This is a genomic window from Salinicoccus sp. RF5 (genome assembly GCF_020786625.1).
Taxonomy (GTDB): Bacteria; Bacillota; Bacilli; order Staphylococcales; family Salinicoccaceae; genus Salinicoccus.
This window is the reverse complement of record NZ_JAJGRC010000001.1, coordinates 487,578-513,834: the sequence shown is the minus strand read 5'-3', so window position 1 is coordinate 513,834 and position 26,257 is coordinate 487,578. Positions and strand designations below refer to the sequence as shown.

Sequence of the window (26,257 nt, the reverse complement as noted above, 5' to 3'; positions counted from 1 at the left end):
TATAATTATAAATGAACTTAAACTACGAGGTGTTTTATGAAAATCTCTACAAGAGGAAGATATGGACTCTACTTCATGCTGGCATTGGCCAGAAATTATGGAGGGAAGAAACGGAGCGTCAAGTCGGTTGCAGAAGAGCGGGGCATCAGCGACCTCTACCTGGAACAGATAGTGGCCAACCTGAAGAAGGCGGAACTGGTCAAAAGTACACGGGGTGCGTACGGCGGCTATGAACTCAACTTTTCGCCGGATGAAATTACGGTAGGTAAGATATTCAGGACGCTTGAGGAGAACATCGTCGCCGTCGAGGGTGACGACAAGGACACGGATACGGAACGCTATCTGTGGCGCCGCATCAGGGATGCCCTGAGGGATGTGCTTGACCATACTTCGCTGCAGGACATGATCAACCACGATGAGGACGAAGTGGATGACTATATGTTCTATATCTAAAAAACGTTGGAGATCATGTGATCTCCAACGTTTTTTTTAGAATCTTCCCGATCGGAATATCGAATAGATCATTCCGATGAACATAATGAGGGCGACTACGGAGCCTATTTCAACAGCAGGAATGCTTAAGATTACATTGGTCTGGTCCGAGAGGGCCGAACTGATGATCAGCCCGACCATGATGATGCTGAAGGAAAGCAGGACGATACTGAAGGACAGTCTGTTGCCGAGCCGATCCAGCCGCTTCATGAACTGTTCACTGCGCCGCAGCTCTAGTTCGACCGGCACCTTCTTCTTCTTCAGTCCTTTGGAAAATTCATGGAGGTTATGGGAGGTGTCCTGCAGGTCATCGCTGAAGTCGAGCCATTGGTGCCATGCCCGGTCGGAAATATTCTTCGGATTGTACCGTTCCTTGAGCAGTTGTCTGCCGAATGGTTCTGCTACATCGACGATGCTGAAATCAGGGTCGAGCTGACGGACGATGCTCTCGAGTGTGAGGATCGTCTTGCCGAGCATGGTGAAATCGGTCGGCAGCTTTATACGGTGCGTATTGGCGATGTCGAAGATGTCCTGTACCGCCTCGCCAAGGTTCATGCGGCTGAGGGGTATGTCATAGTATTTGTCGCGGAGCAGTTCAGCATCCTTCTTCAATGCCTTCATATCCACTTCGTCGGGGACGACGCCCATACGGGTGATGGCCCTGACGACGCCGTCTGCATCCTTCCTCATCATCGCGATCAGGAGCGAACCGAAATTGGCCTTCATCTCCTTTGTCATCTTACCTACCATCCCGAAATCCATGAAGCCGATGACCTCATCCTCCATAATGGTGATGTTGCCGGGGTGCGGGTCGCCGTGGAAGAAACCTTCAATCAATATCTGATGGAAGATGGCGTGGGTGAGCCGCTCGGCAAGGCGTTCCCTGGAATATCCATTTTGGTCGATGGCATCGAAATCACTGATTCCAATGCCGTCGATGTATTCCATGACCAGAACATTCTTCGTGGTCACATCCCAAAATATCGCCGGGATGTGGACGGTTTCATCATCTTTGAACTGTCTGCCGATCTTTTCGGTATTCCGGCCCTCTATCGTATAATCCAGTTCATCTATGATGGCTCTGCTGAACTCTTCAATCATGTCCATCAGCTGGTACTGGCGTGCCCATTCAAGCCTTGATTCCGCCATCATCGCCAGATTGTGGAGGATTTCAAGGTCATTACGTACGATCTTTTCGATGTTTGGACGCTGAACTTTGACGGCCACTGCTTCTCCAGTTGTCAGGACACCCCTGTGTACCTGGCCGATGGAGGCTGATCCGATTGCCTTGTGTTCCAGGGTGTCGAAGATATCACTGACACGTGCACCGAGCGACTCTTCCATGAGCGTCTCCACTTCCTCATAGGGGAAGGGGGGGACGTGGCTCTGCAACTTCGAAAGTTCATTGATGATGTCTTCCGGCACGAGATCGGGACGGGTGCTCGCCACCTGCCCGATTTTGACGAAAGTCGGCCCCATCTCTTCAAGGAACAGCCGGATGCGTTCCCCCCGCGTCTTCTCGACGTGTTCCGAATCCTGCTTCATCAGGAGACGCTTCGGCAGGGATAGCACTTCATCCAGGCCAAGCTCCTCGACGATATAGCCGAAGCCGCTCTTCGAGAAGGCGAGGGCAATCTCCCTGTACCTCTTAATATGCTGTAGTCTTTTTTCAAATATCATTCTGGCCCTCCCATATTCCAGTATCTCTTCATACCAGTATACCCTGTGAGAAGGAATCATTCATCCATTTGAATGCCAGAATTACACTTTCACTCCGCTGAAATAATTGCTGTAGATGGCACGAAGTGCCTTTTCTTCATCTTCCAAGGCAATTGCGAACATCATGCTGATTTCGGATGCACCCTGGTTGATCATGCTGATGTTGACCCCATTATCGCTCAGCGCAGTCGTCGTCTTGGTCGCGATGCCGATGTGCTCCTTCATGCCTTCGCCCACGATGACGAGCAGTACAAGGTCATCCTCAACATACATGGACTCCGGTTCCAACTTATCGTTGATGTCGGCCATCACCTCTTCGAGCTTTGTATTTCCTTCGAACTGTCTGGACCTGAGTATGATGGAGAGGTTGTCGATCCCGGACGGGATATGTTCGTAAGAGAGGCAGTGGTCTTCTAAGATCTGGAGAAGCCGACGCGTGAATCCAATCTCCCGGTTCATCAGGTATTTGTTCATGGTGATTGAAGTGAACCCTTCATCACAGCTGATGCCGATGACCGGCATTTCAGGGATGAACTCCCGTTCGGAGACGATCTTCGTCCCTTCAACCTCAGGGTCGTTCGTATTCCTTATCATGATCGGAATCTTCTTCTTGTATACCGGAGCAAGCGCCTCGTCGTGGAAGACCCCGAAGCCTGCATAGGAGAGCTCACGCATCTCGCGGTACGTGATTTCCTTGATTGCATGCGGTTCATCTATAAGCCCCGGATGTGCAGAATAGATGAAGCTGACATCCGTGAAGTTTTCATACAGGTCGGCTTCGACGCCCCTCGCCACGATGGCCCCGGTGATGTCTGATCCGCCTCTCGGGAAGGTGACGATCTGGTTGTTTTCAGAATATCCGAAGAAGCCGGGGATGACGATCACGTGCGGCGCATCCTTCAGCCTGTTCAGCCGCTCGTAGGATGACTCGATCAGTTGGGCATTGGAAGGCTCATCTGTCACCAGGATGCCTGCTTCCTTCGGTGACATATATTCGGCATCCACGCCGATCTTGTTCAGGTAGGCACTCAACAGCTGGGCATTGAAATCTTCCCCGCAGGACTTCAGTGCATCCAGAAGCCGGTCTTCCTCCTTTATGTCATCAAGATAGCTGTTCAGGGTCGTCCGGTATTGACCAAGCAAGTCCTGGTCGATGCCGAGGTCGTTGATGATCGAGGAGAACCTGTCGATGATCCGGTCGATCGCCTCTTTGGTGTCGAACCCTGCCGTCTTGTTCGCGTGCAGGGCAATCAGCATGTCCGTGACCTTAGTATCCTCACTGAACCGCTTTCCTGGGGCCGAGACGACAGCAATCCGCCGTTCGGCATCACTTTTTATTATATCGGCCACTTTTCTGACCTGATGGGAATCGCTTAGGGAGCTCCCTCCAAACTTCACAACTTTCATCATCTCACACCCTCATTTCTGAATTTTAAAAACAATATTACATGAAATAATAAAACTTGTGTACCTTTTTTTAAATTATTTCTTGAATTTTTGAACTTTTCTCTCTAATATATAATCTTATACGAAGAAAAGATACAGGAGGGTGTTTGCGATATGAATTTGGCAATACTTGGAATGGGCACAGTCGGCTGCGGAGTCGTTGAAGTGCTCCTAATGAATAAAAGCAAGATCTCAGGACTGATGGGTGAAGATGTAACGATCAGCCACGTCTTCGTCAACAACATCGACAAGGAACGGGATGTTGACCTGACGAATGTGAAGCTGACCGATGACATCACTGATCTGTATCGAGCGGATGATATAGATGCCGTCATAGAAGTGATGGGCGGCATGGAAGATACACGGGATATCCTCAAGAGATTCCTCGAAAAGGGCATCCATGTCATCAGTGCGAACAAGGATATGCTTGCCAAATATATCGATGAACTGACCGAAGTTGCGAATGAAAATGATGCGAGGCTGCTTTATGAAGCAAGTGTGGCTGGCGGCATACCGATCCTGCATGCCATCGAACACGGTCTGAACGCCAATGAGATACATAAGGTCATGGGCATTCTGAATGGCACGACGAACTATATCCTGACCAAGATGACGAACGATGGCTGGGATTATGAAAAGGCATTGAAGGAATCGCAGGATAAGGGGTATGCTGAAGCTGACCCTACAAATGATGTGGGCGGCTTCGACGCCCAGCGCAAGATCGTCCTCCTGTCCCGATTGGCCTACGACCGCAAGGTCGATATCGACGAGGTTCCAGTTACAGGCATCAACAATGTTGAACTGAAGGATATAGAGACAGCCAAGAAGGAAGGGCTGATACTGAAGCTTGTAGGGAAGAGTGAGTTTGACGACCAGGGCATGTCGGTGGAAGTGGCGCCCGTGTTCCTGCCATCCGATCATCAGCTGTCCTCGGTCGGGTATGAAAAGAACGCAGTATATGTAAACGGCAATGCAGTCGGGGAGACGATGTTCTACGGCCCGGGTGCGGGCGGAAAGGAAACGGCATCGGCCGTCGTGTCGGACTTGATCAACTGCTGGCGGAACGCCGGGAGGAAGCAGTTCAACCTCACGCCGCAGCAGACGGCGTCAGTGAAGCCGTCGCAGTCGAGCCACAAGTATTTCATTCGCTTCGCCGCAGAAGCGGTCGCCTTGAAGAAGCATCTTGCTGGCCTGAAGGTCGAATACAGTGTATTGGATCCAGGAGCGGAGACGACGGTGATCACATCACCGATCGATCCGGATCAGCTCGAACAGCTGAAGCAGGACCAGAATTTCGGCATTGAAGCAATATATCAGGTAGAAGGAGATTGATAGCATGGCAAATTGGCAAGGCTTGATCAAAGAATACAGTGAGCTGCTCCCCGTCACCGGAGAAACACCGAAATTGACGCTGCATGAAGGGGATACACCGCTCATCCGCCTTGATACGCTGAGTGAAAAGTATGGAGCAGACCTCTATGCAAAAGTAGAAGGGGTGAATCCGACAGGCTCCTTCAAGGATCGCGGCATGGTCATGGCCGTGGCGAAGGCGAAGGAAGCGGGGGCGCACACCGTCATCTGCGCGTCGACAGGCAATACATCCGCCTCGGCTGCAGCCTACGCCTCAAGAGCGGGGCTCAACACCATCGTCGTCATTCCGGAAGGCAAGATCGCCCTCGGCAAACTGGCGCAGGCGATGATGTATGGCGCAAAGATCGTCTCCATCGAGGGCAACTTCGACGAAGCGCTCAAGATCGTCCGCCGCATCGCCGAGGAGAAGGATGACATCACCCTCGTCAATTCGGTCAACCCGTACAGGCTTGAGGGGCAGAAGACGGCGGCATTTGAAATCGTCGATGTGCTCGGCAAGGCGCCGGACTACCTCACCATCCCGGTCGGGAATGCAGGCAACATCTCCGCATATTGGAAGGGCTTCAAGGAATACGATGAAAAGAAATCCTGCGGACGCCCCAAGATGTATGGCTTTGAAGCGGAAGGGGCGGCGGCCATCGTCAATGATGAGATCGTCGCCCAGCCTGAAACCGTGGCAACCGCCATCCGCATCGGCAATCCTGCAAGCTGGTCGCTTGCTGTGGCGGCCAGGGATGAATCCGGCGGCATGATCGAATCGGTCACCGATGATGAGATCCTTTCGGCCTATGAGCTCCTCGCAGGGACCGAAGGCATCTTTGCAGAACCCGGCTCCAATGCAAGTGTCGCCGGCATGATCCGCTCTCTCGAGAATGGGAAGATAGAAAAGGGCTCCACAGTCGTGACCGTCCTTACAGGAAACGGACTGAAGGATCCGGAAACCGCAATCGAACAGATTACACAGAAGCCGAAGGTGCTGCCGAATGACGAGGACCAGATCATCGAATATATCGAAAGCATATCAAAAGATGCCAGCCCATCAGTTTAGGGTGCCGGCAACGAGTGCGAATCTCGGGCCGGGATTCGACTCGATGGGACTCGCACTAGGAAAGTTCCTCAAGATCGAAGCGGAGGAGAGCGGCCGTTTCGAAGTCGTCTTTCAGGATGATTTCCTTGAAGCCCTGCCTGCCGATGAAGAGAACCTCGTCGTGGCTACCGCCATCCAGGTTGCAGAGGAGTACGGCGAAACGCTCCCGCCCCTCAAGATAAAGATGTCCAGTGAAATCCCGCTGACCCACGGCATGGGCAGTTCCGCCTCGGCAATCATCGCCGGGGTCGAACTTGCGGACCATTTCTGCCGGCTCGGACTGAGCGATTTCGACAAGGTCAAGTGCGGCAGTGGATTTGAAGGGCATCCCGACAATGTCGGACCGGCCGTGACCGGAGGGCTGTTCGTCGGATACTACAACGACGGAGACCTCCATTACCATACATTGACGCTTGATGGTCTTGCGGCCATCGTGAGCGTCCCGCCATACGAGATCGATACGGGAGAAGCACGTGCGGCACTCCCCACTTCATATTCACGGGCGGATGCGGTCAGCCAGAATGCCATCAACAATGTCATGCTGCTGTCCATCATGAACAGCGACTATCGATCGATGGGTGAGCTGATGATGTCTGACCGCCTCCATGAACCATACCGTGAGTCACTGATTGCAGAATACGGGGACATCAGACGGATTACGCTTTCGGAAGGGGCCTATGCGACTGTCATCAGCGGCGCAGGGCCCTCCCTCCTCACACTATGCAGGGAGGAGGACGCCGACCGCATTGTCGATGCCCTCGCCAGCGTATCCGGCTGCCTGCACGAAAAAGTGGATATTTTCCAATAGGAAGCCCCCTCATGATCATGAGGGGGCTTCTTCAGGTCAACTGTTGTATTTCTGTACCACTTTTTCGAATATGTCGTAAGAATGCTTCTGGGCATCCGTATCATATATATAGCTGACCGCCATGATTTCGTCGGAATTGTACTGCTGCTGGAACAGTCTGAGCTTGTCCAGGACCGTTCCTTCCGAGCCGAGGAGCGCCACCGGAAAGCGGCTTTCGACAATCTGCTTTTCAGGTTCCGTCCAGAGCGGCCCCATGTCATCGACGGGCGGCTGAAGTTTATTCCGCCCGCCGCGCACGACGTTCAGCACAAACTGGGACATCGTCGTTGAGAGATATTTCGCCGCTTCGTCAGTATCTGCGCAGATGACATTCAGGCAAGCGATCTTGTATGGTTCATCGAGCTGTCCGGAAGGTTCGAACTCCCTTTCATATATCTTGAAGGCCGCTTCCATCTGATCCGGTGCAAAGTGGGCTGCAAATGCATAAGGCAGTCCGAGCCTTGCGGCGATATGTGCGGAATCCGTAGAAGATCCGAGAATGTACAATGGAATATTGGTCCCATGGCCTGGGAAGGCGACGACTTTCGTCTCTTCATCAGAAAGGTACTTCCGGATATCTTCGACCTCCGAACCGAACGTATATACACCGTCATGATTATTGCGCCTTATTGCCGCAGCCGTCCGCATATCCGTACCCGGTGCGCGGCCGAGGCCGATGTCGAGGCGGTCCCCGAAGATGGCGTGCATGGTGCCGAACTCCTCAGCCACAATGAGGGGGGAGTGGTTCGGGAGCATGACGCCGCCGCTTCCGACGCGTATGTGCTCCGTGTGCTGCAGAATATGGTGGATCAGCTGCCGTGTCGCAGAAGATGCGATGGATGTCGTGTTGTGGTGCTCGGCGACCCAATATCTGGCATAGTCGGAGTCGTCCACATGCTGTGCAAGGTCCACCATATCCCTGTATGCATCGCCGGCATCCTTGCCCTCACGCACAGGCACGAGGTTCAGGATGGATGGTGTCAATTTCTTTGGCATTTGCAATTCCTCCTATCTGTGCACAATTATCGGCCATCGGAATTATTTTGTCTAATAAACGGTCTGGAAAGTATAAAAATTTACTATTCCATGTTAAAATTCTATATTGTATAATAAAGCTATTTGCAAAGTAGGGTGATCAACAGTGGAAGTGTATGCTGACTATGCAGCGACCACTCCGGTGGACAGGGATATTCTGAAAAATATAATCGACAATGCGGATGAGTTCGGCAACCCATCCAGCATCCATAAGGCCGGCAAGCGTGCCAAGGCACAGCTTGAGAAGGCGAGAAGGCAAACGGCTGCACTGCTCAACGCTTCCGCTTCGGATATCATTTTTACAAGTGGTGCGACAGAGGCGAACAACATGGCAATCAGGGGCGTGATCGGACGCCGCGACCGTCCGCATGTCATCACAACCGAGGTTGAACACGCCTCGGTCCTCAACACGTTCAGGGTCCTCGAGGCCGATGCCGAAGTCACCTATGTACCCGCCGATGAGCGGGGCGTTGTGGATATGGGTGCATTGAAGCGTGCGCTCCGGGAGGATACAGCACTCGTTTCAATCATGCTCGTCAACAACGAAACCGGTGTGATGCAGCCGATCTACGAGATCCGGGAGATGCTCTCCGGATCAGACGCACTGTTGCATGTCGATGCAGTACAGGCATTCGGACATATGACGGTCGACGTCGAAGATCTCGGCGTGGATCTGCTGTCTTTGAGCGCCCATAAGCTGTACGGACCCAAAGGTGTGGGACTGCTCTACAAGTCTAAGGACGTGCATCTTGACCCCGTAATTACAGGCGGCTCCCAGGAACGGGATGCAAGGGGCGGCACCGAAAACACCATGTGGATACAGGCGATGGCGGCGGCGATGCAGAAGGCATCGGACGAGATGACGCGGCGGAGCATCCGTGAGATGCAGCTGAAGGAACTGCTGCTGAACACGCTGACTTCAGCTGAAATCCCGTTCCAGGTGAACGGCGACGTCAACCAGTCGGCCAGCCACATCATCAACTTGTACTTCCCGTGGACAGACGCGGAATTCCTGTTGACGGCACTCGATATGGCCGGCATCTGCCTGTCGGCGGGTTCAGCATGCCATGCAGGTACACTGGAGCCTTCCCACGTGCTGTCTTCCATGTATGGGGAGACGGACAGGAGCACGAAATCCATCCGTTTCAGCTTTTCATACATGATGACGGACGAGGAGATCGAAAGGATCGCCGAAGCACTTGGAGATATATATGAAAGACTCATGAACTGATGAACTATAAATGGAAAGGAATGATCTGATGGACAACTCGAATACGACGGTTGTAGTTGGAATGAGCGGCGGCGTGGACAGTTCCGTCACCGCCAAGCTGCTCAAGGACCAGGGCTACAACACCATTGGAATCTTTATGAAGAACTGGGATGACACCGATGAATTCGGTGTATGCACCGCAACCGAAGACTACGAGGACGTCAGGCTGGTTGCAGAGGAGATCGGCATCCCGTACTACTCGGTCAATTTTGAGAAGGAGTACTATGACAGGGTATTCCAGTACTTCCTCGACGAATATAAGAAGGGCAGGACACCGAACCCCGACGTCATGTGCAACAAGGAGATCAAGTTCAAGGCATTCCTCGACCATGCCATGAAACTCGGTGCCGACTATGTCGCGACCGGCCACTATGCACAGGTCATCCACGATGAGAATGGATCGACGATGCTCAGGGGGGTCGACCGCAACAAGGATCAGACCTATTTCCTGAACCAGCTGTCCCAGGAGCAGCTCTCCCGCGTCATGTTCCCGCTCGGACATATGGAGAAATCCGAAGTGCGGGCACTCGCCAGGGAATATGACCTTGCCACGAAGGATAAGAAGGACTCGACCGGCATCTGCTTCATCGGCGAGCGGGATTTCAAGGAGTTCCTGAGCGGATATCTGCCTGCGAACCCGGGCCGCATGATCAATATGGATACCGGAGAGGACAAGGGCCAGCATGATGGTCTGATGTATTATACGATCGGCCAGCGTCAGGGACTTGGCATCGGAGGGGATGGCGGTCCATACTTCGTTGCAGGCAAGAATCTCGAGACGAATGAACTCTACGTCGTTTCCGGCTACGAAAATGAAGCGCTGTACTCTTCAAGCCTTGAAGCGTCCGAAATCAACTTCATCAACGATACGCCGGACCACTTCGAATGCACGGCCAAGTTCAGATACCGCCAGGAGGATGTGCCGGTCACGGTGACCAAGCTTGATGCCGGCAGGCTGCACGTGGAATTCCACGATCCGGCACGCGCAATCACACCCGGCCAGGCAGTCGTCTTCTATGATGGGGATGTGTGCCTCGGCGGTGCAACGATCGACCGTGTCTTCAAAGAAGCAAAAGAATTGGAGTATCTGGGATAATGGCGATCAAATATGAGCAACTCATTAAAGAAGGACGGATCGAAGAAGCGCTCGAGGAGATTTTCAAGGAGATAGAGGCGCACCCTGAAGAGGAGGCCCACTACATCAACGGCGGCAGCCTCCTCCACCAGGCAGGAAGGGACGAGGAGGCGGAACGCTTCCTCCAGAAGGCGATCACGCTCAATCCCGGGAGTACAAGCGCCTACTACACGCTTGCCAACATCTATTATGACAGCGAGCGGTTCGAAGAGGCGGTCAGGCTCTACCTGCTTGCATACAGCCGGAACCCGGAAGACGGGGACCTGAACTTCATGCTGGCGATGTCGCATGTCCACCTGAATGATGCGGAGCGGGCGCTGCAGTTCTTTGAAGCGGCCTACAAGGCGAAGCCGGAAGATTTGGAAGTCGCTTTCCAGTATGGACTGCTGTGCTGCCAGATCGGCCTGTACGAACCGGCCGACAAGCTGCTTGGGAAAGTGGCCATGAAAGAGGAGAATGCAGACGCCGAGTATAATATGGGGCTTCTGAAGCTGATGAAGGATGATGACCGGGAACAGGCGCTCGAGCACTTCCACCGGGCTGTAGACATCCAGGCAGACCATCATCTCGCCCACAATGCCATCAGTAAACTCAAATAGGAAGACAGCAAGCGTCAGGGACGGTGATCTCAGTTGGCACAATCAACAATCTACGATGATACGTATATCGTCGGTGAAGTGGAGCGCGTCATTTTCCTCAGTGAACAGACGCGCTTTACTGTACTCAAAGTATTGATAAATGAAACGAATACAAACTTCAATGATGAAGTGATCGTCACCGGCTACTTCCATGCGATTGCAGAAGGGGAGACATACCGTTTTTCCGGGAAGGTGACGAAACACGCGCGCTTCGGCGAGCAGTTCAGTGCGGAAACATTCAAGAAGGAGCAGCCGACCACAGTGCGCGGTGTCATCCAGTACCTGTCCGGGGACACCTTCCCGGGCATCGGTGAGAAGACGGCCAAGAAGATCGTCGAAACGCTCGGCGTCGATGCCCTTAAGAAGATTGCAGATGACCGTTCTGCGCTCAATGAGGTGGGTGGACTCACCGCAAAGAAGCGGGACATGATTCATCAGCGGATCCTCGAGAACAGCCAGACCGAAAGGCTCGTCATCAAGCTCACCGAGCTCGGTTTCGGGGCGCGGATGAGCGCAAAGATCCTGAAGACATATCAGGATCAGGCGCTCCACGTGATAGAGAAGGACCCATACAGGCTGGTCATGGACATAGAAGGCATCGGTTTCCAGACGGCGGACCGCATCGCACATACGGCCGGCATCGCCCGCAATGACGAAAGCCGTCTTGAGGCGGGCATCATGTACATCATGGAAGGCATCGTCATGTCTGATGGGCATACCTACATGGGGCACGACGAGCTGATCGATCTGGCGGCCGACCTGCTGAACCAGGATGGCCAGGAATACTTCAACAGGGAAGACATCAGCCGGACGATCGATTCACTTTCGGACAATGACAAGTTGGTCCAGTACGAGAAACGCCTGTACATCCCTTCGTTGTTCTATTCCGAATACAAATCCTCTGAACAGATCTACAGGATGATGAACGACCGGATGGATGTCCCGGTCAGTGAAGAGAAGGCTGGGGAAGTCGTCAGCGAAGTGGGGGAGCGGTTCAACATCCACTACAATGCGAAGCAGAAGTCTGCGATGATCGCCGCACTCACAGAGAAGATCTCCATCATTACCGGCGGACCAGGTACGGGTAAGACCACCATCGTCAAGGGCATCATCAAGGCCTATCACGAGCTCCATGACCTGAAGGATCACGAGGAGTACGAAGGAGACGAATATCCGATCAGGCTCGTCGCCCCGACTGGGCGCGCTTCGAAGCGCCTGAGCGAGACCGCCGGCATCCCCGCCTCCACGATCCACCGGATGATCGGATGGGGCATGGACACGGAGAAGGATGAAATGATCGATGCCGAGATCGATGCCGATCTGATCATCATCGACGAGATGTCCATGGTCGACACATGGCTCTTCTATCAGCTGATGCGCAACGTCAAGCCCTTCACGAATCTCGTCTTCGTCGGCGATAGGGATCAGCTCCCTTCGGTCGGACCAGGGACGGTCTTCAAGGACCTGATAGAATCTGAAATCATCCCCGTGACCGAACTCGACACGATCTACCGGCAGGGGGAAGGCTCCTCCATCATCCGCCTTGCCCATGAAATAAAGGAAGGGCAGCGGATGGACATCACCGCCAAATTCAAGGACCGGCTGTTCATTCCGGCAAGGGTGAACCAGATACCCGACCTTGTGGACAATGTCGTCAATAAGGCTGTGGCCAAGGGGTATGACATGCGGGACATTCAGGTCCTCGCCCCGATCTACAAGGGGGATGCCGGCATACTGAAGCTGAACCAGATCCTCCAGTCCATATTGAATCCGGAAACGGAGGACAAGAACGAAATCGCCTTCGGTGATGTCATCTTCAGGGAGGGCGATAAGGTGATCCAGCTCGTCAACCGTGCAGAGGACAACATTTTCAACGGTGACTCCGGCGTCATCGAATCCATCCTCTTCAAGGACGGCGACGGGGCGGAGAAGGACACCATCATGGTGGACTACGACGGCATCCACATCGCTTATGAGCGGAAGGAACTGACGGAACTCTCCCATGCATACTGCACCAGCATCCATAAGGCGCAGGGGAGTGAATATCCGATCGTCATCATGCCTGTGGTCAGGAGCTACCGCCACATGTTGATGAAGAACATCGTCTATACCGGCATCACGCGTGCGAAGGAATCACTGATACTGTGCGGTGACGCCGAGGCCTTCTATGAATCACTGGAGAAGGAGGGCATCCAGCGGCGGACCTCACTGTATGAAATGATCCGTCTGCTCTTCGGCAGGGAATCCCGGACGGAAACCGACGGGGACGGGGTGCCTCCTGCGGCCCTTACGGAGGAGACGATGTTCGAGATCCCGGCGATGATCAATATGGAGGATGTGACCCCGTACGATTTCATTTGACATATCGGATGAATATTTCTATAATCAAAACAAGTTTGATAAAGATGGAATTCTGAGTGTTGGCATGCGCTTTATAGAGACATTGTGGCTGGTGGAAACAATGACGCATCCCTTCACGTGCTGCTTTCCGTCCAGGTGAATACTCTTAGAGTGATGACTCCGGTCATAACTTGGGTGGTACCGCGGTTCAGATCGTCCCATATGATATTGGGAGGATCTTTTTTTATTTTCCAAAAACTGAGGAGTGAGAGTAATGAAGCAATTGACAGGCAATGAGATAAGGGAAATGTTCATTAGCTATTTCAGGACACAGGGGCACATGGTGGAACCGAGTGCACCGCTCGTCCCGATCGATGACGACTCCCTGCTCTGGATCAATTCCGGAGTGGCGACCCTGAAGAAATATTTCGATGGCCGGGTCATCCCGGACAACCCGAAGATCGTCAACGCACAGAAGGCGATCCGTACCAACGATATAGAAAATGTCGGGTTCACAGCCCGCCACCATACATTCTTCGAAATGCTCGGGAACTTCTCCATCGGAGATTATTTCAAGGAAGGGGCAATCAAGTATGCCTGGGACTTCCTCACGAACAGTGAGTGGATCGGCTTCAATGAAGATCTGCTCTACGTGACGATCCACCCTGAGGATGAGGATGCATACGACATCTGGAGGAATGTCATCGGACTCTCTCCTGAGCGCATCATCCGCATCGAAGGGAACTTCTGGGATATCGGCGAAGGTCCATGCGGTCCGAACAGTGAAATCTTCTACGACCGCGGACCGGAATTCGAGTTCGATACACCGGCTGAGGAAATGTATCCGGGCGGGGAAAATGAACGCTACCTTGAGATCTGGAACCTGGTCTTCAGTGAGTTCAACCACAACAAGGATGGATCCTACACGCCGTTGCCGAAGAAGAACATCGATACCGGCATGGGCCTGGAGCGTATGGCAAGCATTACACAGGAGGTGCCGACGAACTTCGACACCGACCTGTTCACGCCGATCCTCTCCCGCATCGAGGCTGTCAGCGGCAGGAAGTACGGCCAGAGTGAAGATACTGACGTCGCCTTCAAGGTCATCAGCGACCATATCCGTACTGTGAGCTTTGCGGTGGCGGACGGCGCGCTGCCTTCGAACGAAGGCCGGGGATATGTCCTCAGGAGGCTGATCCGCCGTGCAGTACGCTTCAGCAAGGAGCTAGATATCGAGCGTGCCTTCATGTACGAACTGGCGGACCCTGTTGCAGAAGTGATGCATGGCTTCTATCCGAATGTCACAGAGCGTCTCTCCTTCATCCGTGACGTCATCAAGAAGGAGGAGGAGCGCTTCCTGGCGACCCTCGATGAAGGCATCCAGATATATGAGCAGGTCCGTGAAAAGGCGAAAGCGGGCGGCGGTGTCATCAGCGGCCATGATGCATTCAGGCTCTATGACACATATGGATTCCCGTATGAGCTGACGAAGGAATATGCAGAGAATGACGGCCTTGAAGTCGATGAGGAAGGGTTCGTCGAGGAGATGAAGCAGCAGCGTGAACGTGCGCGGAACGCAAGGAAAGCGGGTGAATCCATGCAGGTGCAGTCCGAGACGCTTGCCGGCCTTACAGCACAGAGTGAATTCACCGGCTACCACTCCCTTCGGGAGTCCGGCCGACTGCTCTACATCGTCCAGGACGATCAGGCGGTCGACAGTGCCACAGAGGGCACGGTCGAACTGATCTTCGACAGGACGCCGTTCTATGCCACAAGCGGGGGACAGGTCGCAGACAAGGGACGCATTTCGAATGAAGGGGCGGAACTTCAGGTCGAATCCGTGTACCGTGCACCGAATGGCCAGAACGTCCATGTGGCGCGCATCGAGTCCGGCACCGTCAAATCCGGTGAAACCTTCACCCTGGATGTGCTGAAGGACAGCCGCGACTTCATCACGAAGAACCACACGGCGACCCACCTCCTTCATCAGGCGCTCAAGGATGTGCTTGGAGACCATGTCAACCAGGCGGGTTCCCTCGTCGAGAAGGAGCGTCTGCGCTTCGACTTCTCCCACCTCGAAGGCCTTACCGATGAGGAGATTGAAAGGATCGAAACGATCGTCAATGAGAAGATCTACAGCAACATGAATGTCGAGATTTCCGAAATGCCGATCGGCCAGGCCAAGGAGAAGGGTGCGATGGCACTGTTCGGGGAAAAGTATGGAGACGTCGTCCGCGTAGTGGACATCGACCAGTACTCCGTCGAACTGTGCGGGGGCATCCATGTCAGGAACACCGGGGAGATCGGGCTGTTCAAAATCGTCTCCGAAACGGGCATCGGCGCTGGTGTGCGCAGGATCGAAGCAGTGACGAGCCGTTATGCCGTCAATCTCTATAAAGAGAAGGAGGCACTGCTTGCGTCCATTTCAGGCCGTTTGAAGGTCAGGGAGAACCAGGTCGAGAAGCGTGTCGACTCCCTGCTTGATGAAAACCGCAGCCTCCAGCAGAAGATCAAGGAGCTGCAGGCATCCAGACAGGATGAAAAGCTTGCGGATGTGACCGGCGACATCAAGGAAATCGGCGGTGTCCCCGTCCTCTCCAAGGAAGTTCCGGCGGATGATGCCAAGGAACTGCGCGCAACGATGGACCGCATAAAGTCCCGGGCGCAGGACGCCATCATCGCACTCGGCGCAGTCAATGACGGCAAGGTCTCGCTCGTGGTCACGGTGCCGAAAGAACTGACGGACAGGTTCAAGGCCGGAGAGATCATGAAAGGCATGGCCTCCACAGTGGAAGGCAAAGGCGGCGGCCGGCCGGATATGGCACAGGGTGGCGGTACGGCACCCGAGAATATAACAAATGCATTACAATTTGTTGAAGACTACATTAAAAGTTCTCAATAAAACGGTAACAATGATATAATGGATGAAATGCAAGCAAGGATGGGAGTGCTGATTTTGAATCAATTTGATGAAACGATGAAGTTTGATGTGGATGATGCGAAAGCACACAATGTGAAGGAAATCATGACCACTGTCTATAACACGCTTGAAGAGCGTGGATACAACCCCATAAACCAGATCGTCGGCTACCTGCAGAGCGGGGACCCTGCGTACATCCCGCGCCATAATGAAGCGCGGAACCGCATCCGCCACATCGACCGGGATGAAATCATGGAAGTTCTTGTACGGACATATATCGAGAAGGAAATCCATGAATAGGATACTGGGGCTTGATGTAGGCACAAAAACAGTCGGCATCGCACTGAGCGATGCCCTGGGCTGGACAGCACAGGGACTGACTACACTGAAGATAGACTATCATGAAGAAGTATACGGCATTGAAGAGGTGGCCCGGATTGTGGAGGAGAATGACGTCTCCACAATCATCGTCGGTCTCCCCAAAAACATGAACAATTCTGTCGGCGAAAGCGGCGACAGGTCCATCCATTATAGTAAATTGCTTGAAAACGAACTGCCAGATGTTAAAATAATATTATGGGACGAGCGTCTCAGCACCATCGGTGCAGAGAGATCGCTCCTTGAAGCGGATCTCTCCCGAAAAAAAAGAAAAGCTGTAATCGATAAAATGGCCGCGGTATTTATACTGCAGGGCTATCTCGATAATCCAGTTAAAGGAGACTGAACTATGAGTCAGGAAGAAATGGATTTCAACATGGAAGAAGAACTTCTGACACTGTATGATGAGGAAGGCAACGAGGTCCTCTATCGCAAGATGCTGGAATTCCATCATCCAGAATTCAATAAGGATTATGTGATCCTTGCTGAAGAAGGCAACTTCTCCAATGATGATGAAGAAATAGAGCTCATCCCGATGATCAATGTGCCGGATGAAGACGGCGATGGCGGCAAGTTCATGCCTGTCGAGACGGATGAAGAATGGGATATGATTGAAGAGGTTGTAAACACCCGGATGGATGAACCGGAAGAGTAGATCTTTTTCAGTTAATAGGGAATGGCTTCCAATGTCGATTGGAAGCTATTTTTGAGATAGGAGTCATATATGAGTAAATACGATGATATTAAATTTTCAAAGACTGTTTCATCCTACCTTTCGTTATTTGTGATTGCTGCGCTTGCGGTCATCTTCATCGTGGCTGCATTCTTCATTTATATGTACATCAAATCGGGGTCCGAACCGCTGGACCCGAACTCAACCGAGATGAAGGAAGTGACGATTGAGCAGGGATCATCAGCGGGCATGATCGGTGACCAGCTCGAACAGGAGGGAATCATCAGGAACGGTACGATGTTCGAATACTTCCTGAAGCTGAACAGCATTACAAACTATCATGCAGGGGACTATGAACTCTCCCCCTCCATGGATTTCGAACAGATAGCCAAGACACTCGAGACCGGCAGGGTCTACGAAGAAGTGCACCATAGGCTGACGATACCTGAAGGGTATGCCATCGAGCAGATCGCCGAACAGGCGGATGAACAGCTGCCGATAGTGGCAGACCGCTTCCTCGAGCTGATGGAGGATGAGGAGTTCATCAAATCGCTGATTGAGGATTACCCGGATATGCTTTCAGAGGATATATTGTCAGAGGATATAAAGTACCCGCTTGAGGGTTATCTATACCCCGCCACCTACGACATTACAGAGGAGGAGCCTGAAGTAGAGACACTCGTCAGGCAGATGCTGGATGCGACAAGGAACAACACCTACAGCGTCTTCCAGTCGGGCAATGGCTACTCGATCAATTTCGAAGGGGAATCCAGGGAGCTTTCCTTCCATGAGTTCCTGACCCTCTCCTCCCTTGTGGAGAAGGAGGCGACCTCGCTCGCCGATCGTTCCAAGATTGCGAGCGTCTTCCTGAACAGGATGTCGGAAACGCCGAGCATGCCGCTCCAGACGGATCCCACCGTACTCTATGCGCTCGGTGAACACCAGGAGCGCACCCTTTTCGAAGACCTGGAAGTCGAAGACCCATACAACACCTATATCCATACGGGGCTGCCCCCGGGTCCGATCGCTTCACCTGGCATGGAGTCCGTCCAGAGTACGATGAACCCGTCCAACACCGACTATTACTACTTCCTTGCAGACAGTGAAGGCAACAACCACTTTGCTGAAACCTTCGAGGAACACGTCGAAAATCGTGAGAAGTACATCAATAACAACTAAAGGTGAAAATCACCTTTTCAACCAAAATATTTTGTGCTACTATGAATTGTGATAAACAAAGCAACTGATAACTTAGGTTATCAGTTGTATTTTTTGTATATGGTGGGGAATATGGACATTTACGAATATGTTAAAAATCTTAATGCACAGCCGGAAATATTTCCGGATATGCTTGAATATGCAGAGGCGCATCATGTTCCGATCATGGATGCGGATGCGCTTGGCGTACTGAAGCACTACATGAAACTTGCCGGTGTCAGGCATGTGCTTGAAGTCGGGACGGCCATAGGCTATAGTGCAATGCATATGCTCTCCGTCGATCGGGATATCGATGTAGTGACGATAGAGAAGGACGAGGCCGTCCACAGCCGGGCGAACATCTTCTTTGAACAGCATGGCGTGGCAGGCAGGGTGCAGAGCCTGCTTGGTGACGCCAAGGAGATTCCGCTTGAAGCACTTGACGGCGAACCTTTTGACCTGCTCTTCATTGATGCATCAAAAGGGAACAACCGGCGCTTCTATGAGCGGTACATGCCGCTCGTGAAACCGGGCGGACTGATCATCGTCGACAACATACTGCTACGCGGCCTTGTTACGGAAGAGGCCATCACCTCGAGGGGGACGCGCAGAATGAAGGAGAAGGTCGACGGCTTCAACAGGATGATTGCAGAATCGGATGTGTCCTCGGCCTTCCTGCCGGTGGGCGACGGACTGCTCGTCATCACTAAGGACAAAGAGGGAGAGCACAGATGAAAAGACCAACAGTCATAGGCATTGCCGGAGGATCCGGGTCCGGAAAGACTTCGGTGACCCGTAAAATCATGGAGGCGCTGAATGGTCACAGCGTCATTCTGATCGAACAGGACTACTACTACAAGGATCAGAGCGATAAGACATTCGAAGAGAGGCTCGAGACGAACTATGATCATCCTTTCGCCTTCGACAACAATCTTCTGATATCCCATATCAGGCAACTGATCGACCGCCAGCCAGTCGAGATACCGACATACAACTATGAAATACACACCCGGAGTGATGTTACCATCCAGGTGGAGCCTAAGGATGTCATCATCATAGAGGGGATCTTTGCCCTTGAAAATGAGCAGCTGAGGAACCTCATGGATGTCAAACTCTATGTGGATACGGATTCCGACATCCGCATCCTGAGACGGCTGAAGCGGGATATCGAGAAGCGGGGACGCACAATGGACTCGGTCATCAGCCAATATTTGAACGTCGTCCGGCCGATGCACCTGCAATTCATAGAACCGACCAAGCGTTTCAGTGACATCATCATCCCAGAGGGCGGAGAAAACAATGTGGCAATCGATCTGATTACGACTAAAATCCGAACTCTGCTCAATGAATAGACGATAGAAAACAAACTTAACAATTATATGGAGGGTTACGATGGATCTACAAAAAGAATATCCAATGACACAGAGTGGCTATGAACAGCTTCAGGAGGAACTCGAGCATCTGAGGACGGTAAAGCGTCCCGAAGTGGTGGAGAAGATCAAGGTAGCAAGAAGCTTCGGGGACCTCTCCGAGAACTCAGAGTATGATGCTGCGAAGGATGAACAGGGTTTTGTGGAGCAGGAAATAACTAAAATCGAAGATATGCTGCGCCATGCAAAAATCATCGAGGATACAAGCAACAACAATATGGTGCAGATCGGCAAGACAGTGACATTCAAGGAACTCCCGGACGGGGATGAAGAATCCTACCAGATCGTGGGAAGTGCCGAAGCAGATCCATTTGAAGGGAAGATTTCGAATGAATCACCGATTGCAAAATCACTGCTTGGAGCAAAGCTCAATGATTCCGTGAATGTACCGCTCCCGAACGGCAATGAGATGAAAGTGGAGATCGTGTCTATTGACTAAAGGCACCATCGGCATCATCGGAGCCATGAAGCCTGAAATCGATATCCTCAAGGAGTGGATGGATATCGAGGCGACGGATACGATTGCCCATACGAAAGTGTACAGGGGAACCCTCTTTGAGCAGGATACCGTACTGGTTGAAAGCGGCATCGGCAAAGTCAATGCCAGCATGATAACAGCGCTCCTGATCGAACGCTACAATGTCCGGATCATCATAAATACAGGTGTCGCCGGTGCATTGTCGGGTGACCTTGATGTGACGGATATGGTGGTGAGCACTTCGGTCCTCCACCATGATGTGGACGCCGTCGAGTTCGGCTATGAACTCGGGCAGGTGCCAGGCATGCCGAAGTTCTATATTGCAGACAAAGGGCTCGTCAAGCTGACGCTTGAAGCGATAGCGGCGCATCCCTCCATCAAGGGACATGGCGGTCTGGTCGTCAGTGGAGATTCATTCATCAGCAACAGTGAACAGAAGAATGGCATCACCCGCAACTTCAGAAAGGCGATGGCCGTCGATATGGAATCGGCCGCCATTGCACAGACCTGCTACCAGTATTCCACACCATTCGTCATCATCCGTTCCATATCCGACAAGGCGGATGACACGGCCGATATGACTTATGAAGAATTTCTGTCGAAAGCTTGTGTTCATTCATCCGAAGTTGTAAAATCATTATTGAAGGACTTGTAATCAGGAGGGAAAATCCATGCTTTTTCTTATGATCATTTCAATCATCATTACAGTCGTTATCGGTTTCCTCATCTACAAGGATACTGAAACAGAAGATAATGAAATCATTGAATAACACAAAAAGCGCCTTAATCTATTAAGGGGCTTTTATTTATGTGGTAGAATATAAAAAAACTCATTAGGAGTGCGCATATTGAAGCTGCTAGAAAAATATTTCCTTCCCAGTGACTATTTCAAGGAATTTCAAGGAATTACGCCCCAATATTTGAAGGAACGCGGAATTCGCGCTGTCATCATAGACCTCGACAACACGCTTGTGGGATTCGACGAACCATCAGCCAGCGAAACGGTGCTGAAATGGTTCAGGACGATGAAGGACAATGGCATTAAGGTAACGATCGTCTCCAATGGCAGCCGCGTCAGGGTCAGTGAATTCAGTGATCCCCATGACATCGAATATATATTCAGAGCAAGGAAGCCGCTTGCGCGATCCTACAGGAAGGCAGTGCACATGATGGGCATGGACAGTTCCGAGACCGTCATGATCGGCGACCAGCTGCTCACCGATGTATTCGGAGCGAACCGGGCCGGTCTGAAGAGCATCCTTGTCTTTCCCGTCAAGGACAAGGACGGATGGGCGACCGTCGTCAATCGCAGGATCGAACGCATCATCATGAAGTATTTCGACCGTAAAGGTCTAATCCAATGGGGGGACTAACATTTGGAATCGATAAAATGTATCGGCTGTGGCGCTGAGCTGCAGACCGAAGATAAGAATAGACCGGGGTTCATTCCGGCAAGCGGGCTCGACAAGGAGGAGCCGATCTGCAAAAGATGCTACCGGCTCAAACATTATAATGAAGTGATGGATATCGATGTGGACTCCGGGGAGTTCATGACCATGCTGAACGCCCTGTATGAAACCGACGGGCTGATCGTCAAAGTCATCGATGTCTTCGATTTCCATGGCAGCCTCATCCCTTCCTTCAACCGTATCGTCGGCGACAAGAAGGTGGTCGCCGTCATCAACAAGATCGACCTGCTGCCGAAATCCATCAACCGCGGCCGTCTGGTGCACCGTGCAAAGCAGATGCTCAGCGAAGCGGGCATCACAGCCGTGGACACGGTAGTGGTCAGTGCCATGAAGAATGAGGGCATCGATAAGCTCGTCGATAAGCTGTCGGGATATGCCGACGGTAAGGATATCTATGTCGTGGGCACGACGAATGTCGGGAAGTCGACGCTGATCAACCGGCTCATCGAGAATACTTCCGGCGACAAGGAAGTGATCACTACGAGCAGGTTTCCGGGCACGACGCTCGACCTGATCGACATCCCGCTCGGCGGGGGTGCATTCATCTATGATACCCCGGGTGTAGTGATGGATTCCCAGATGGCCCATTATGTAAGCAGTGAGGATCTGAAGCACATCACCCCGGCGAAGGAAATCAAGCCGAAGGGGTTCCAGCTGGACTCCGGTCAGACGCTGTTCATATCGAATCTCGCACGTGTTGATTTCGTCGATGGGGACAGGAACAGCTTCATCGTCTATACCAACCACGCGCTGAACATCCACCGTACCAAGACGGAAAATGCCGAGGCTTTCTACGAAAAGCATTTCAACACACTGCTTGCGCCCCCGGAACTCGAGACGCCATATTTGAGCGCGTCCTATGAAACATTCGAATTCGACATCAGGGAGGACAGCGACATCTCCATCAGCGGTCTGGCCTTCATCCGTGTGGGCGCAGGCGCAAAAGTATCGGTCCGTGTTCCGAAAGGAATTGATGTCACAAGCAGGCCGACGATATTTAAAGGTGGGGTATAATGGGTAATTATGCAGTAATAGGATATCCAATCTCCCATTCACTCTCCCCCCTCATCCACAATGCGAATTTTGAGGCGAAGGGAACAGATGACAACTATGCGGCACTTTCTGTACATCCGGATCATTTGCAGCATATCAGGGATCTGGTTGCCTCGAAGGAGCTCTCAGGATTCAACGTGACGATTCCGCATAAGGAAGCGATCATTTCATATCTGGATGAAGTGGACACGGACGCAAAGAAGATCGGGGCGGTCAATACGGTATCGATCGATGGGGACAGGCTGACGGGCCACAATACGGACATTACCGGTTACATGAACGCCTTCCTCGAGGTTTTCGGCCAGGTAAAGCGGCGCGTGCTCATCATCGGTGCTGGCGGGGCCGCCAAAGCCGTCCATCGCGCGCATGCCAATAATGGGGATGACGTGACGATCGCGGCCCGGCGTATCGAAAGCTTCAAACGGTTCACAGACGACGACTTCAAAGCCATGATGATTTCGGACATCACCGGGACAGAACAGTTTGATGCCATCGTAAATGCCACACCTGTGGGCATGAAGGGGGAGGACCTTCTGAAGGAGATGGAAATTCCTGAATCATTGATATCCGGGAGTGCGGTCGGAGTCGACCTGATCTATCAGCCACGGAAGACGAAGTTCCTTGAATATTTTGCGGACGACCATCAAATGAATGGTATGCCGATGCTCATCCATCAGGCAATGGACGCATATGGCATCTGGACCGGTGAAGAAGGGGACTACGGGGCAATAAATGAAAAATACGAAGAATATATCGGAGGTAAATCATGAATAAATTATCTTCACGTCAAGTGAAGCAGCTCAAATCAAAGGCACATCATCTCAACCCCATTTTCCAGGTCGGGAAAAATGGTGTGAATGACAATTTCCTGGAGCAGATCGACGATGTGCTTGAAAAACGGGAACTGATTAAAATTTCCATCCTTCAGAACTGCCTTGAAGACAAGGACAACATTGCAGCACAGATCAGCGAAGGGACGGAGAGCCATATCGTTACGGTCATCGGCAATACGATTGTGCTGTACAGGGAGTCAAAAGAAAATAAAAAGATTGAGCTGTCATGAAGATAGGTTTTTTTGGCGGAACATTCGATCCGGTCCATCCCGGGCACGTACATGCAATCGTTGAAGCCAAAATTTCACTTGGACTGGACAAGGTGATCTGCATTCCCGCGAAGCAGTCGCCGCTCAAAAAGAATGCGCCCACCCGGGATGATCATCGCCTGAACATGCTGGAACTAGCCATCAGGGATTATGGTTTCATGGAGATCGACGATTGGGAAATGACCCGGGAAGGCGTCAGCTACACGTATGATACAGCCGTCCATCTGCAGGAAGAATATCCGGAGGATGAACGCTATTTCCTGATCGGTACCGATCAGTATAAGAGTTTTGAAAAATGGCATCGGCATGAGGAACTGCTCAAGCTCATGGACTTCGTCATCATGGACCGGTATTCGGGAGAGCCCATCAGCGATGACAGGTTCATCACCATCAACCAGCCGGTGATCGAAATATCCTCCACAATCATCAGGGACCGCATCAGGGACGGGGAAATCGTCCGCCATCAGCTAGACCCCGAAGTGTATCAGTATGTAAAGGAGAATCATCTGTATGAAGCATAAGGCAGCCATCACCCTCGTAAAGGACAAACTGCCCGAGAAACGCTACAAGCATTCCAAACGGGTTGCTGAAACAGCAATTGAAATGGCCAAGATATATGGTGGGGACGCCAACAAATGTTTCCTGGCCGGCATTCTCCATGATTTCTCCAAATACGATGAACTGGGAGAAATGTACCAATACGTGACGAACTACAAGCTCGACCCGGAACTGCTGAGCTTTAAAGCTGAAGTGCTGCATGGACCTGTGGCGGCAGTCAAGATGCGGGAGGAGCACGGCATCCTGGACGAGGAGATCTACCAGGCGATAATGAACCATACCACCGGCAGAAGCCATATGTCCCTGAATGAGAAGATCATCTATGTTGCCGACTACATCGAACCGAAACGGTCCCAGCCCGGCGTCGACCAAATACGTGATATCGTATTCGAGGAGAAGAACCTCGATCTCGCGATATATGAAATCACAAAAGCGAATGTGCTTCATCTGGTCTCGAAGGACCGGGCAGTCTATCACAGGACAGTGGAGTGCCTCAACTACTATAATATGGTTAAGGAGTGACTGTATGGATACGGAACACCTTGTCAATATGCTGATTGAAGCATGTGATAATAAACGTGCAGAAGAAATCATGAAATTTGATGTAAGTGATACGAGCAGTGTCACGGACTGCTACCTGATCTGCCACGGGAATTCGGACAGGCAGGTGCAGGCGATTGCAGATGAAGTCATGGATGTCTGCAAGGAGAATGATCTGGATTATCTCGTTGAAGGATATAAGGATGCAAAATGGATCCTTCTTGATGTCAATAACGTGGTTGTACATGTCTTCCACAAGCCTGAACGTGAATACTATAACCTTGAACGCCTGTTCAAACACGGTGAGCGTGTTGAAGTCTAGACCCGTCTATCAGCTGTTCAGCCACTATTATGATGAACTGACATATGATATGCCCTATGGACTGTGGCTCGACATCATCCGCCAATTCAAGGGTGGTCGCCGGACGGTACTCGACATCGGCTGCGGGACGGGCAGATTGACGGCCCAGCTGCCATTCGATGAAATCATCGGCATGGATCAGTCGGATATGATGATCGATGTGGCGAGGCAGGAAAGCGGAGGGAATGTCTCGTATGTTCAGGGCGACATGAAGGATTTCGATCTCGGCAGACAGTTTGATATGGTGACGGCGACCGTCGACGTCCTCAACTATTGCCAGGACGAAGGTGAGATTCTGGCAGTTCTTGAGAATGTCTACAACCACCTGACCCCCGGGGGCTTCTTCATATTCGACATCCACAGCGTCTTCAAGATGACGAACGACTTCAACGATGTGACATACAGTGATGAAACGGATCACATCACCTATATATGGAATGCCATAAAAGGGGAGGCGCCCCTTTCCGTCATCCACGATATGACCTTTTTCATAAAGGAGGAGGAAACATCCGACCTTTACCGTAAAGTGCAGGAAACACATGCCCAGCGGACTTATACGCACAAGGACATGCTCCAGCTCATCGACAGGTCCGGATTCATCATCGATACCGCATTCAGTGATTTTGATGCCGAGAATGCAGTGACAGAAGTGTGTGATAGGGTATTCTATATATTGAAGAAGAAACAGCGATGACATGAACCCGGCTATTGAGCCGGG

General features: G+C 51.9%; 28 protein-coding genes. 25 read left to right on the top strand and 3 right to left on the bottom strand.

Going from position 1 to position 26,257, the window contains the following annotated elements; genetic code table 11:
- Window positions 1-36 precede the first annotated feature (36 nt).
- The gene (locus LLU09_RS02835) at window positions 37-453 is read left to right on the top strand and encodes an RrF2 family transcriptional regulator (protein WP_228310386.1); all 417 of its coding nucleotides are present in this window, start codon (window positions 37-39) and stop codon (window positions 451-453) included.
- Between the two features lie 36 nt (window positions 454-489).
- Here the strand turns inward: LLU09_RS02835 and LLU09_RS02830 are convergent, their stop codons facing one another.
- On the bottom strand, window positions 490-2,172 hold the full coding sequence (locus tag LLU09_RS02830; RefSeq protein WP_228310385.1) for an ABC1 kinase family protein: 1,683 nt from the start codon (window positions 2,170-2,172) through the stop codon (window positions 490-492).
- An 81-nt stretch (window positions 2,173-2,253) separates the two neighbouring features.
- The gene (locus tag LLU09_RS02825; protein WP_228311112.1) at window positions 2,254-3,618 is read right to left on the bottom strand and encodes an aspartate kinase; all 1,365 of its coding nucleotides are present in this window, start codon (window positions 3,616-3,618) and stop codon (window positions 2,254-2,256) included.
- A 153-nt stretch (window positions 3,619-3,771) separates the two neighbouring features.
- Here LLU09_RS02825 and LLU09_RS02820 point away from each other — a divergent pair, with 153 nt between their 5' ends.
- From LLU09_RS02820 to thrB, 3 genes are read left to right on the top strand one after another with little or no spacing between them, the layout of a single operon-like run.
- Entirely contained in the window at window positions 3,772-4,989 is a 1,218-nt protein-coding gene (locus tag LLU09_RS02820) for a homoserine dehydrogenase (protein WP_228310384.1), read from the top strand.
- Between the two features lie 4 nt (window positions 4,990-4,993).
- A complete protein-coding gene (thrC, locus tag LLU09_RS02815; RefSeq protein ID WP_228310383.1) occupies window positions 4,994-6,076 on the top strand; it encodes a threonine synthase in 1,083 nt (360 codons plus the stop codon).
- Window positions 6,057-6,923 (top strand): homoserine kinase, encoded by an 867-nt coding sequence (thrB, locus tag LLU09_RS02810; protein ID WP_228310382.1) that lies wholly within the window; start codon window positions 6,057-6,059, stop codon window positions 6,921-6,923. Before thrC ends, thrB begins: the two co-directional genes overlap by 20 nt.
- Before the next feature lie 36 nt (window positions 6,924-6,959).
- On the opposite strand, the gene LLU09_RS02805 is transcribed toward thrB, so the two are convergent.
- Window positions 6,960-7,958: an LLM class flavin-dependent oxidoreductase gene (locus LLU09_RS02805; RefSeq protein WP_228310381.1), complete on the bottom strand. Its 999-nt coding sequence runs from the start codon at window positions 7,956-7,958 to the stop codon at window positions 6,960-6,962.
- A gap of 145 nt (window positions 7,959-8,103) precedes the next feature.
- On the opposite strand from LLU09_RS02805, the gene LLU09_RS02800 reads away from it, so the two are divergent.
- From LLU09_RS02800 to LLU09_RS02700, 21 genes are all read left to right on the top strand, one after another.
- On the top strand, window positions 8,104-9,228 hold the full coding sequence (locus LLU09_RS02800; RefSeq protein ID WP_228310380.1) for a cysteine desulfurase family protein: 1,125 nt from the start codon (window positions 8,104-8,106) through the stop codon (window positions 9,226-9,228).
- Window positions 9,229-9,256: 28 nt separating this feature from the next.
- Window positions 9,257-10,363, top strand: coding sequence for a tRNA 2-thiouridine(34) synthase MnmA (mnmA, locus tag LLU09_RS02795; RefSeq protein ID WP_040105735.1), 1,107 nt, complete (start codon window positions 9,257-9,259; stop codon window positions 10,361-10,363).
- Window positions 10,363-11,001, top strand: a complete 639-nt coding sequence (locus LLU09_RS02790) for a tetratricopeptide repeat protein (RefSeq protein WP_228310379.1) — start codon at window positions 10,363-10,365, stop codon at window positions 10,999-11,001. The genes mnmA and LLU09_RS02790 overlap by 1 nt, the downstream gene beginning before the upstream one ends.
- A 33-nt stretch (window positions 11,002-11,034) precedes the next feature.
- Window positions 11,035-13,401, top strand: a complete 2,367-nt coding sequence (recD2, locus tag LLU09_RS02785) for an SF1B family DNA helicase RecD2 (protein WP_228310378.1) — start codon at window positions 11,035-11,037, stop codon at window positions 13,399-13,401.
- Between the two features lie 253 nt (window positions 13,402-13,654).
- A complete protein-coding gene (gene alaS / locus LLU09_RS02780) occupies window positions 13,655-16,282 on the top strand; it encodes an alanine--tRNA ligase (protein WP_228310377.1) in 2,628 nt (875 codons plus the stop codon).
- Between the two features lie 54 nt (window positions 16,283-16,336).
- Window positions 16,337-16,600: an IreB family regulatory phosphoprotein gene (locus LLU09_RS02775; protein WP_040105512.1), complete on the top strand. Its 264-nt coding sequence runs from the start codon at window positions 16,337-16,339 to the stop codon at window positions 16,598-16,600.
- Window positions 16,593-17,024, top strand: a complete 432-nt coding sequence (gene ruvX, locus LLU09_RS02770; RefSeq protein WP_124010094.1) for a Holliday junction resolvase RuvX — start codon at window positions 16,593-16,595, stop codon at window positions 17,022-17,024. The genes LLU09_RS02775 and ruvX overlap by 8 nt, the downstream gene beginning before the upstream one ends.
- Before the next feature lie 3 nt (window positions 17,025-17,027).
- On the top strand, window positions 17,028-17,333 hold the full coding sequence (locus LLU09_RS02765) for a DUF1292 domain-containing protein (RefSeq protein WP_040105510.1): 306 nt from the start codon (window positions 17,028-17,030) through the stop codon (window positions 17,331-17,333).
- 69 nt (window positions 17,334-17,402) lie between these two features.
- Complete coding sequence (gene mltG, locus LLU09_RS02760; RefSeq protein WP_228310376.1) at window positions 17,403-18,530, top strand: endolytic transglycosylase MltG; 1,128 nt, start codon at window positions 17,403-17,405, stop codon at window positions 18,528-18,530.
- Between the two features lie 168 nt (window positions 18,531-18,698).
- Complete coding sequence (locus LLU09_RS02755; RefSeq protein ID WP_228310375.1) at window positions 18,699-19,283, top strand: O-methyltransferase; 585 nt, start codon at window positions 18,699-18,701, stop codon at window positions 19,281-19,283.
- Window positions 19,280-19,900, top strand: coding sequence for a uridine kinase (gene udk, locus LLU09_RS02750; RefSeq protein ID WP_040105507.1), 621 nt, complete (start codon window positions 19,280-19,282; stop codon window positions 19,898-19,900). Before LLU09_RS02755 ends, udk begins: the two co-directional genes overlap by 4 nt.
- Window positions 19,901-19,940: 40 nt before the next feature.
- Window positions 19,941-20,417: a transcription elongation factor GreA gene (gene greA, locus LLU09_RS02745; RefSeq protein ID WP_040105506.1), complete on the top strand. Its 477-nt coding sequence runs from the start codon at window positions 19,941-19,943 to the stop codon at window positions 20,415-20,417.
- Window positions 20,410-21,111, top strand: coding sequence for a 5'-methylthioadenosine/adenosylhomocysteine nucleosidase (locus tag LLU09_RS02740; protein ID WP_124010091.1), 702 nt, complete (start codon window positions 20,410-20,412; stop codon window positions 21,109-21,111). Before greA ends, LLU09_RS02740 begins: the two co-directional genes overlap by 8 nt.
- Window positions 21,112-21,304: 193 nt before the next feature.
- Window positions 21,305-21,829 (top strand): YqeG family HAD IIIA-type phosphatase, encoded by a 525-nt coding sequence (locus LLU09_RS02735; protein ID WP_228310374.1) that lies wholly within the window; start codon window positions 21,305-21,307, stop codon window positions 21,827-21,829.
- Window positions 21,830-21,832: 3 nt separating this feature from the next.
- On the top strand, window positions 21,833-22,939 hold the full coding sequence (gene yqeH, locus LLU09_RS02730) for a ribosome biogenesis GTPase YqeH (protein ID WP_124010090.1): 1,107 nt from the start codon (window positions 21,833-21,835) through the stop codon (window positions 22,937-22,939).
- Window positions 22,939-23,748: a shikimate dehydrogenase gene (gene aroE / locus LLU09_RS02725; RefSeq protein WP_228310373.1), complete on the top strand. Its 810-nt coding sequence runs from the start codon at window positions 22,939-22,941 to the stop codon at window positions 23,746-23,748. The genes yqeH and aroE overlap by 1 nt, the downstream gene beginning before the upstream one ends.
- On the top strand, window positions 23,745-24,041 hold the full coding sequence (gene yhbY / locus LLU09_RS02720) for a ribosome assembly RNA-binding protein YhbY (RefSeq protein ID WP_094905682.1): 297 nt from the start codon (window positions 23,745-23,747) through the stop codon (window positions 24,039-24,041). Before aroE ends, yhbY begins: the two co-directional genes overlap by 4 nt.
- Window positions 24,038-24,601 (top strand): nicotinate (nicotinamide) nucleotide adenylyltransferase, encoded by a 564-nt coding sequence (nadD, locus tag LLU09_RS02715; protein ID WP_228310372.1) that lies wholly within the window; start codon window positions 24,038-24,040, stop codon window positions 24,599-24,601. Before yhbY ends, nadD begins: the two co-directional genes overlap by 4 nt.
- Complete coding sequence (gene yqeK, locus LLU09_RS02710; RefSeq protein ID WP_094905680.1) at window positions 24,591-25,160, top strand: bis(5'-nucleosyl)-tetraphosphatase (symmetrical) YqeK; 570 nt, start codon at window positions 24,591-24,593, stop codon at window positions 25,158-25,160. Before nadD ends, yqeK begins: the two co-directional genes overlap by 11 nt.
- A gap of 4 nt (window positions 25,161-25,164) precedes the next feature.
- A complete protein-coding gene (gene rsfS, locus LLU09_RS02705) occupies window positions 25,165-25,500 on the top strand; it encodes a ribosome silencing factor (RefSeq protein WP_228310371.1) in 336 nt (111 codons plus the stop codon).
- Complete coding sequence (locus LLU09_RS02700) at window positions 25,487-26,233, top strand: class I SAM-dependent DNA methyltransferase (protein ID WP_228310370.1); 747 nt, start codon at window positions 25,487-25,489, stop codon at window positions 26,231-26,233. The genes rsfS and LLU09_RS02700 overlap by 14 nt, the downstream gene beginning before the upstream one ends.
- Window positions 26,234-26,257: the final 24 nt, after the last annotated feature.

Bases quoted from the DNA above. Each gene is read 5' to 3' on its own strand.
- LLU09_RS02835 (WP_228310386.1), top strand. From the start codon at position 37: ATGAAAATCTCTACAAGAGGAAGATATGGACTCTACTTCATGCTGGCA.
- LLU09_RS02830 (WP_228310385.1), bottom strand. From the start codon at position 2,172: ATGATATTTGAAAAAAGACTACAGCATATTAAGAGGTACAGGGAGATT.
- LLU09_RS02825 (WP_228311112.1), bottom strand. From the start codon at position 3,618: ATGAAAGTTGTGAAGTTTGGAGGGAGCTCCCTAAGCGATTCCCATCAG.
- LLU09_RS02820 (WP_228310384.1), top strand. From the start codon at position 3,772: ATGAATTTGGCAATACTTGGAATGGGCACAGTCGGCTGCGGAGTCGTT.
- thrC (WP_228310383.1), top strand. From the start codon at position 4,994: ATGGCAAATTGGCAAGGCTTGATCAAAGAATACAGTGAGCTGCTCCCC.
- thrB (WP_228310382.1), top strand. From the start codon at position 6,057: ATGCCAGCCCATCAGTTTAGGGTGCCGGCAACGAGTGCGAATCTCGGG.
- LLU09_RS02805 (WP_228310381.1), bottom strand. From the start codon at position 7,958: ATGCCAAAGAAATTGACACCATCCATCCTGAACCTCGTGCCTGTGCGT.
- mnmA (WP_040105735.1), top strand. From the start codon at position 9,257: ATGGACAACTCGAATACGACGGTTGTAGTTGGAATGAGCGGCGGCGTG.
- LLU09_RS02790 (WP_228310379.1), top strand. From the start codon at position 10,363: ATGGCGATCAAATATGAGCAACTCATTAAAGAAGGACGGATCGAAGAA.
- alaS (WP_228310377.1), top strand. From the start codon at position 13,655: ATGAAGCAATTGACAGGCAATGAGATAAGGGAAATGTTCATTAGCTAT.
- ruvX (WP_124010094.1), top strand. From the start codon at position 16,593: ATGAATAGGATACTGGGGCTTGATGTAGGCACAAAAACAGTCGGCATC.
- LLU09_RS02765 (WP_040105510.1), top strand. From the start codon at position 17,028: ATGAGTCAGGAAGAAATGGATTTCAACATGGAAGAAGAACTTCTGACA.
- mltG (WP_228310376.1), top strand. From the start codon at position 17,403: ATGAGTAAATACGATGATATTAAATTTTCAAAGACTGTTTCATCCTAC.
- LLU09_RS02755 (WP_228310375.1), top strand. From the start codon at position 18,699: ATGCTTGAATATGCAGAGGCGCATCATGTTCCGATCATGGATGCGGAT.
- udk (WP_040105507.1), top strand. From the start codon at position 19,280: ATGAAAAGACCAACAGTCATAGGCATTGCCGGAGGATCCGGGTCCGGA.
- greA (WP_040105506.1), top strand. From the start codon at position 19,941: ATGGATCTACAAAAAGAATATCCAATGACACAGAGTGGCTATGAACAG.
- aroE (WP_228310373.1), top strand. From the start codon at position 22,939: ATGGGTAATTATGCAGTAATAGGATATCCAATCTCCCATTCACTCTCC.
- yhbY (WP_094905682.1), top strand. From the start codon at position 23,745: ATGAATAAATTATCTTCACGTCAAGTGAAGCAGCTCAAATCAAAGGCA.
- nadD (WP_228310372.1), top strand. From the start codon at position 24,038: ATGAAGATAGGTTTTTTTGGCGGAACATTCGATCCGGTCCATCCCGGG.
- yqeK (WP_094905680.1), top strand. From the start codon at position 24,591: ATGAAGCATAAGGCAGCCATCACCCTCGTAAAGGACAAACTGCCCGAG.
- rsfS (WP_228310371.1), top strand. From the start codon at position 25,165: ATGGATACGGAACACCTTGTCAATATGCTGATTGAAGCATGTGATAAT.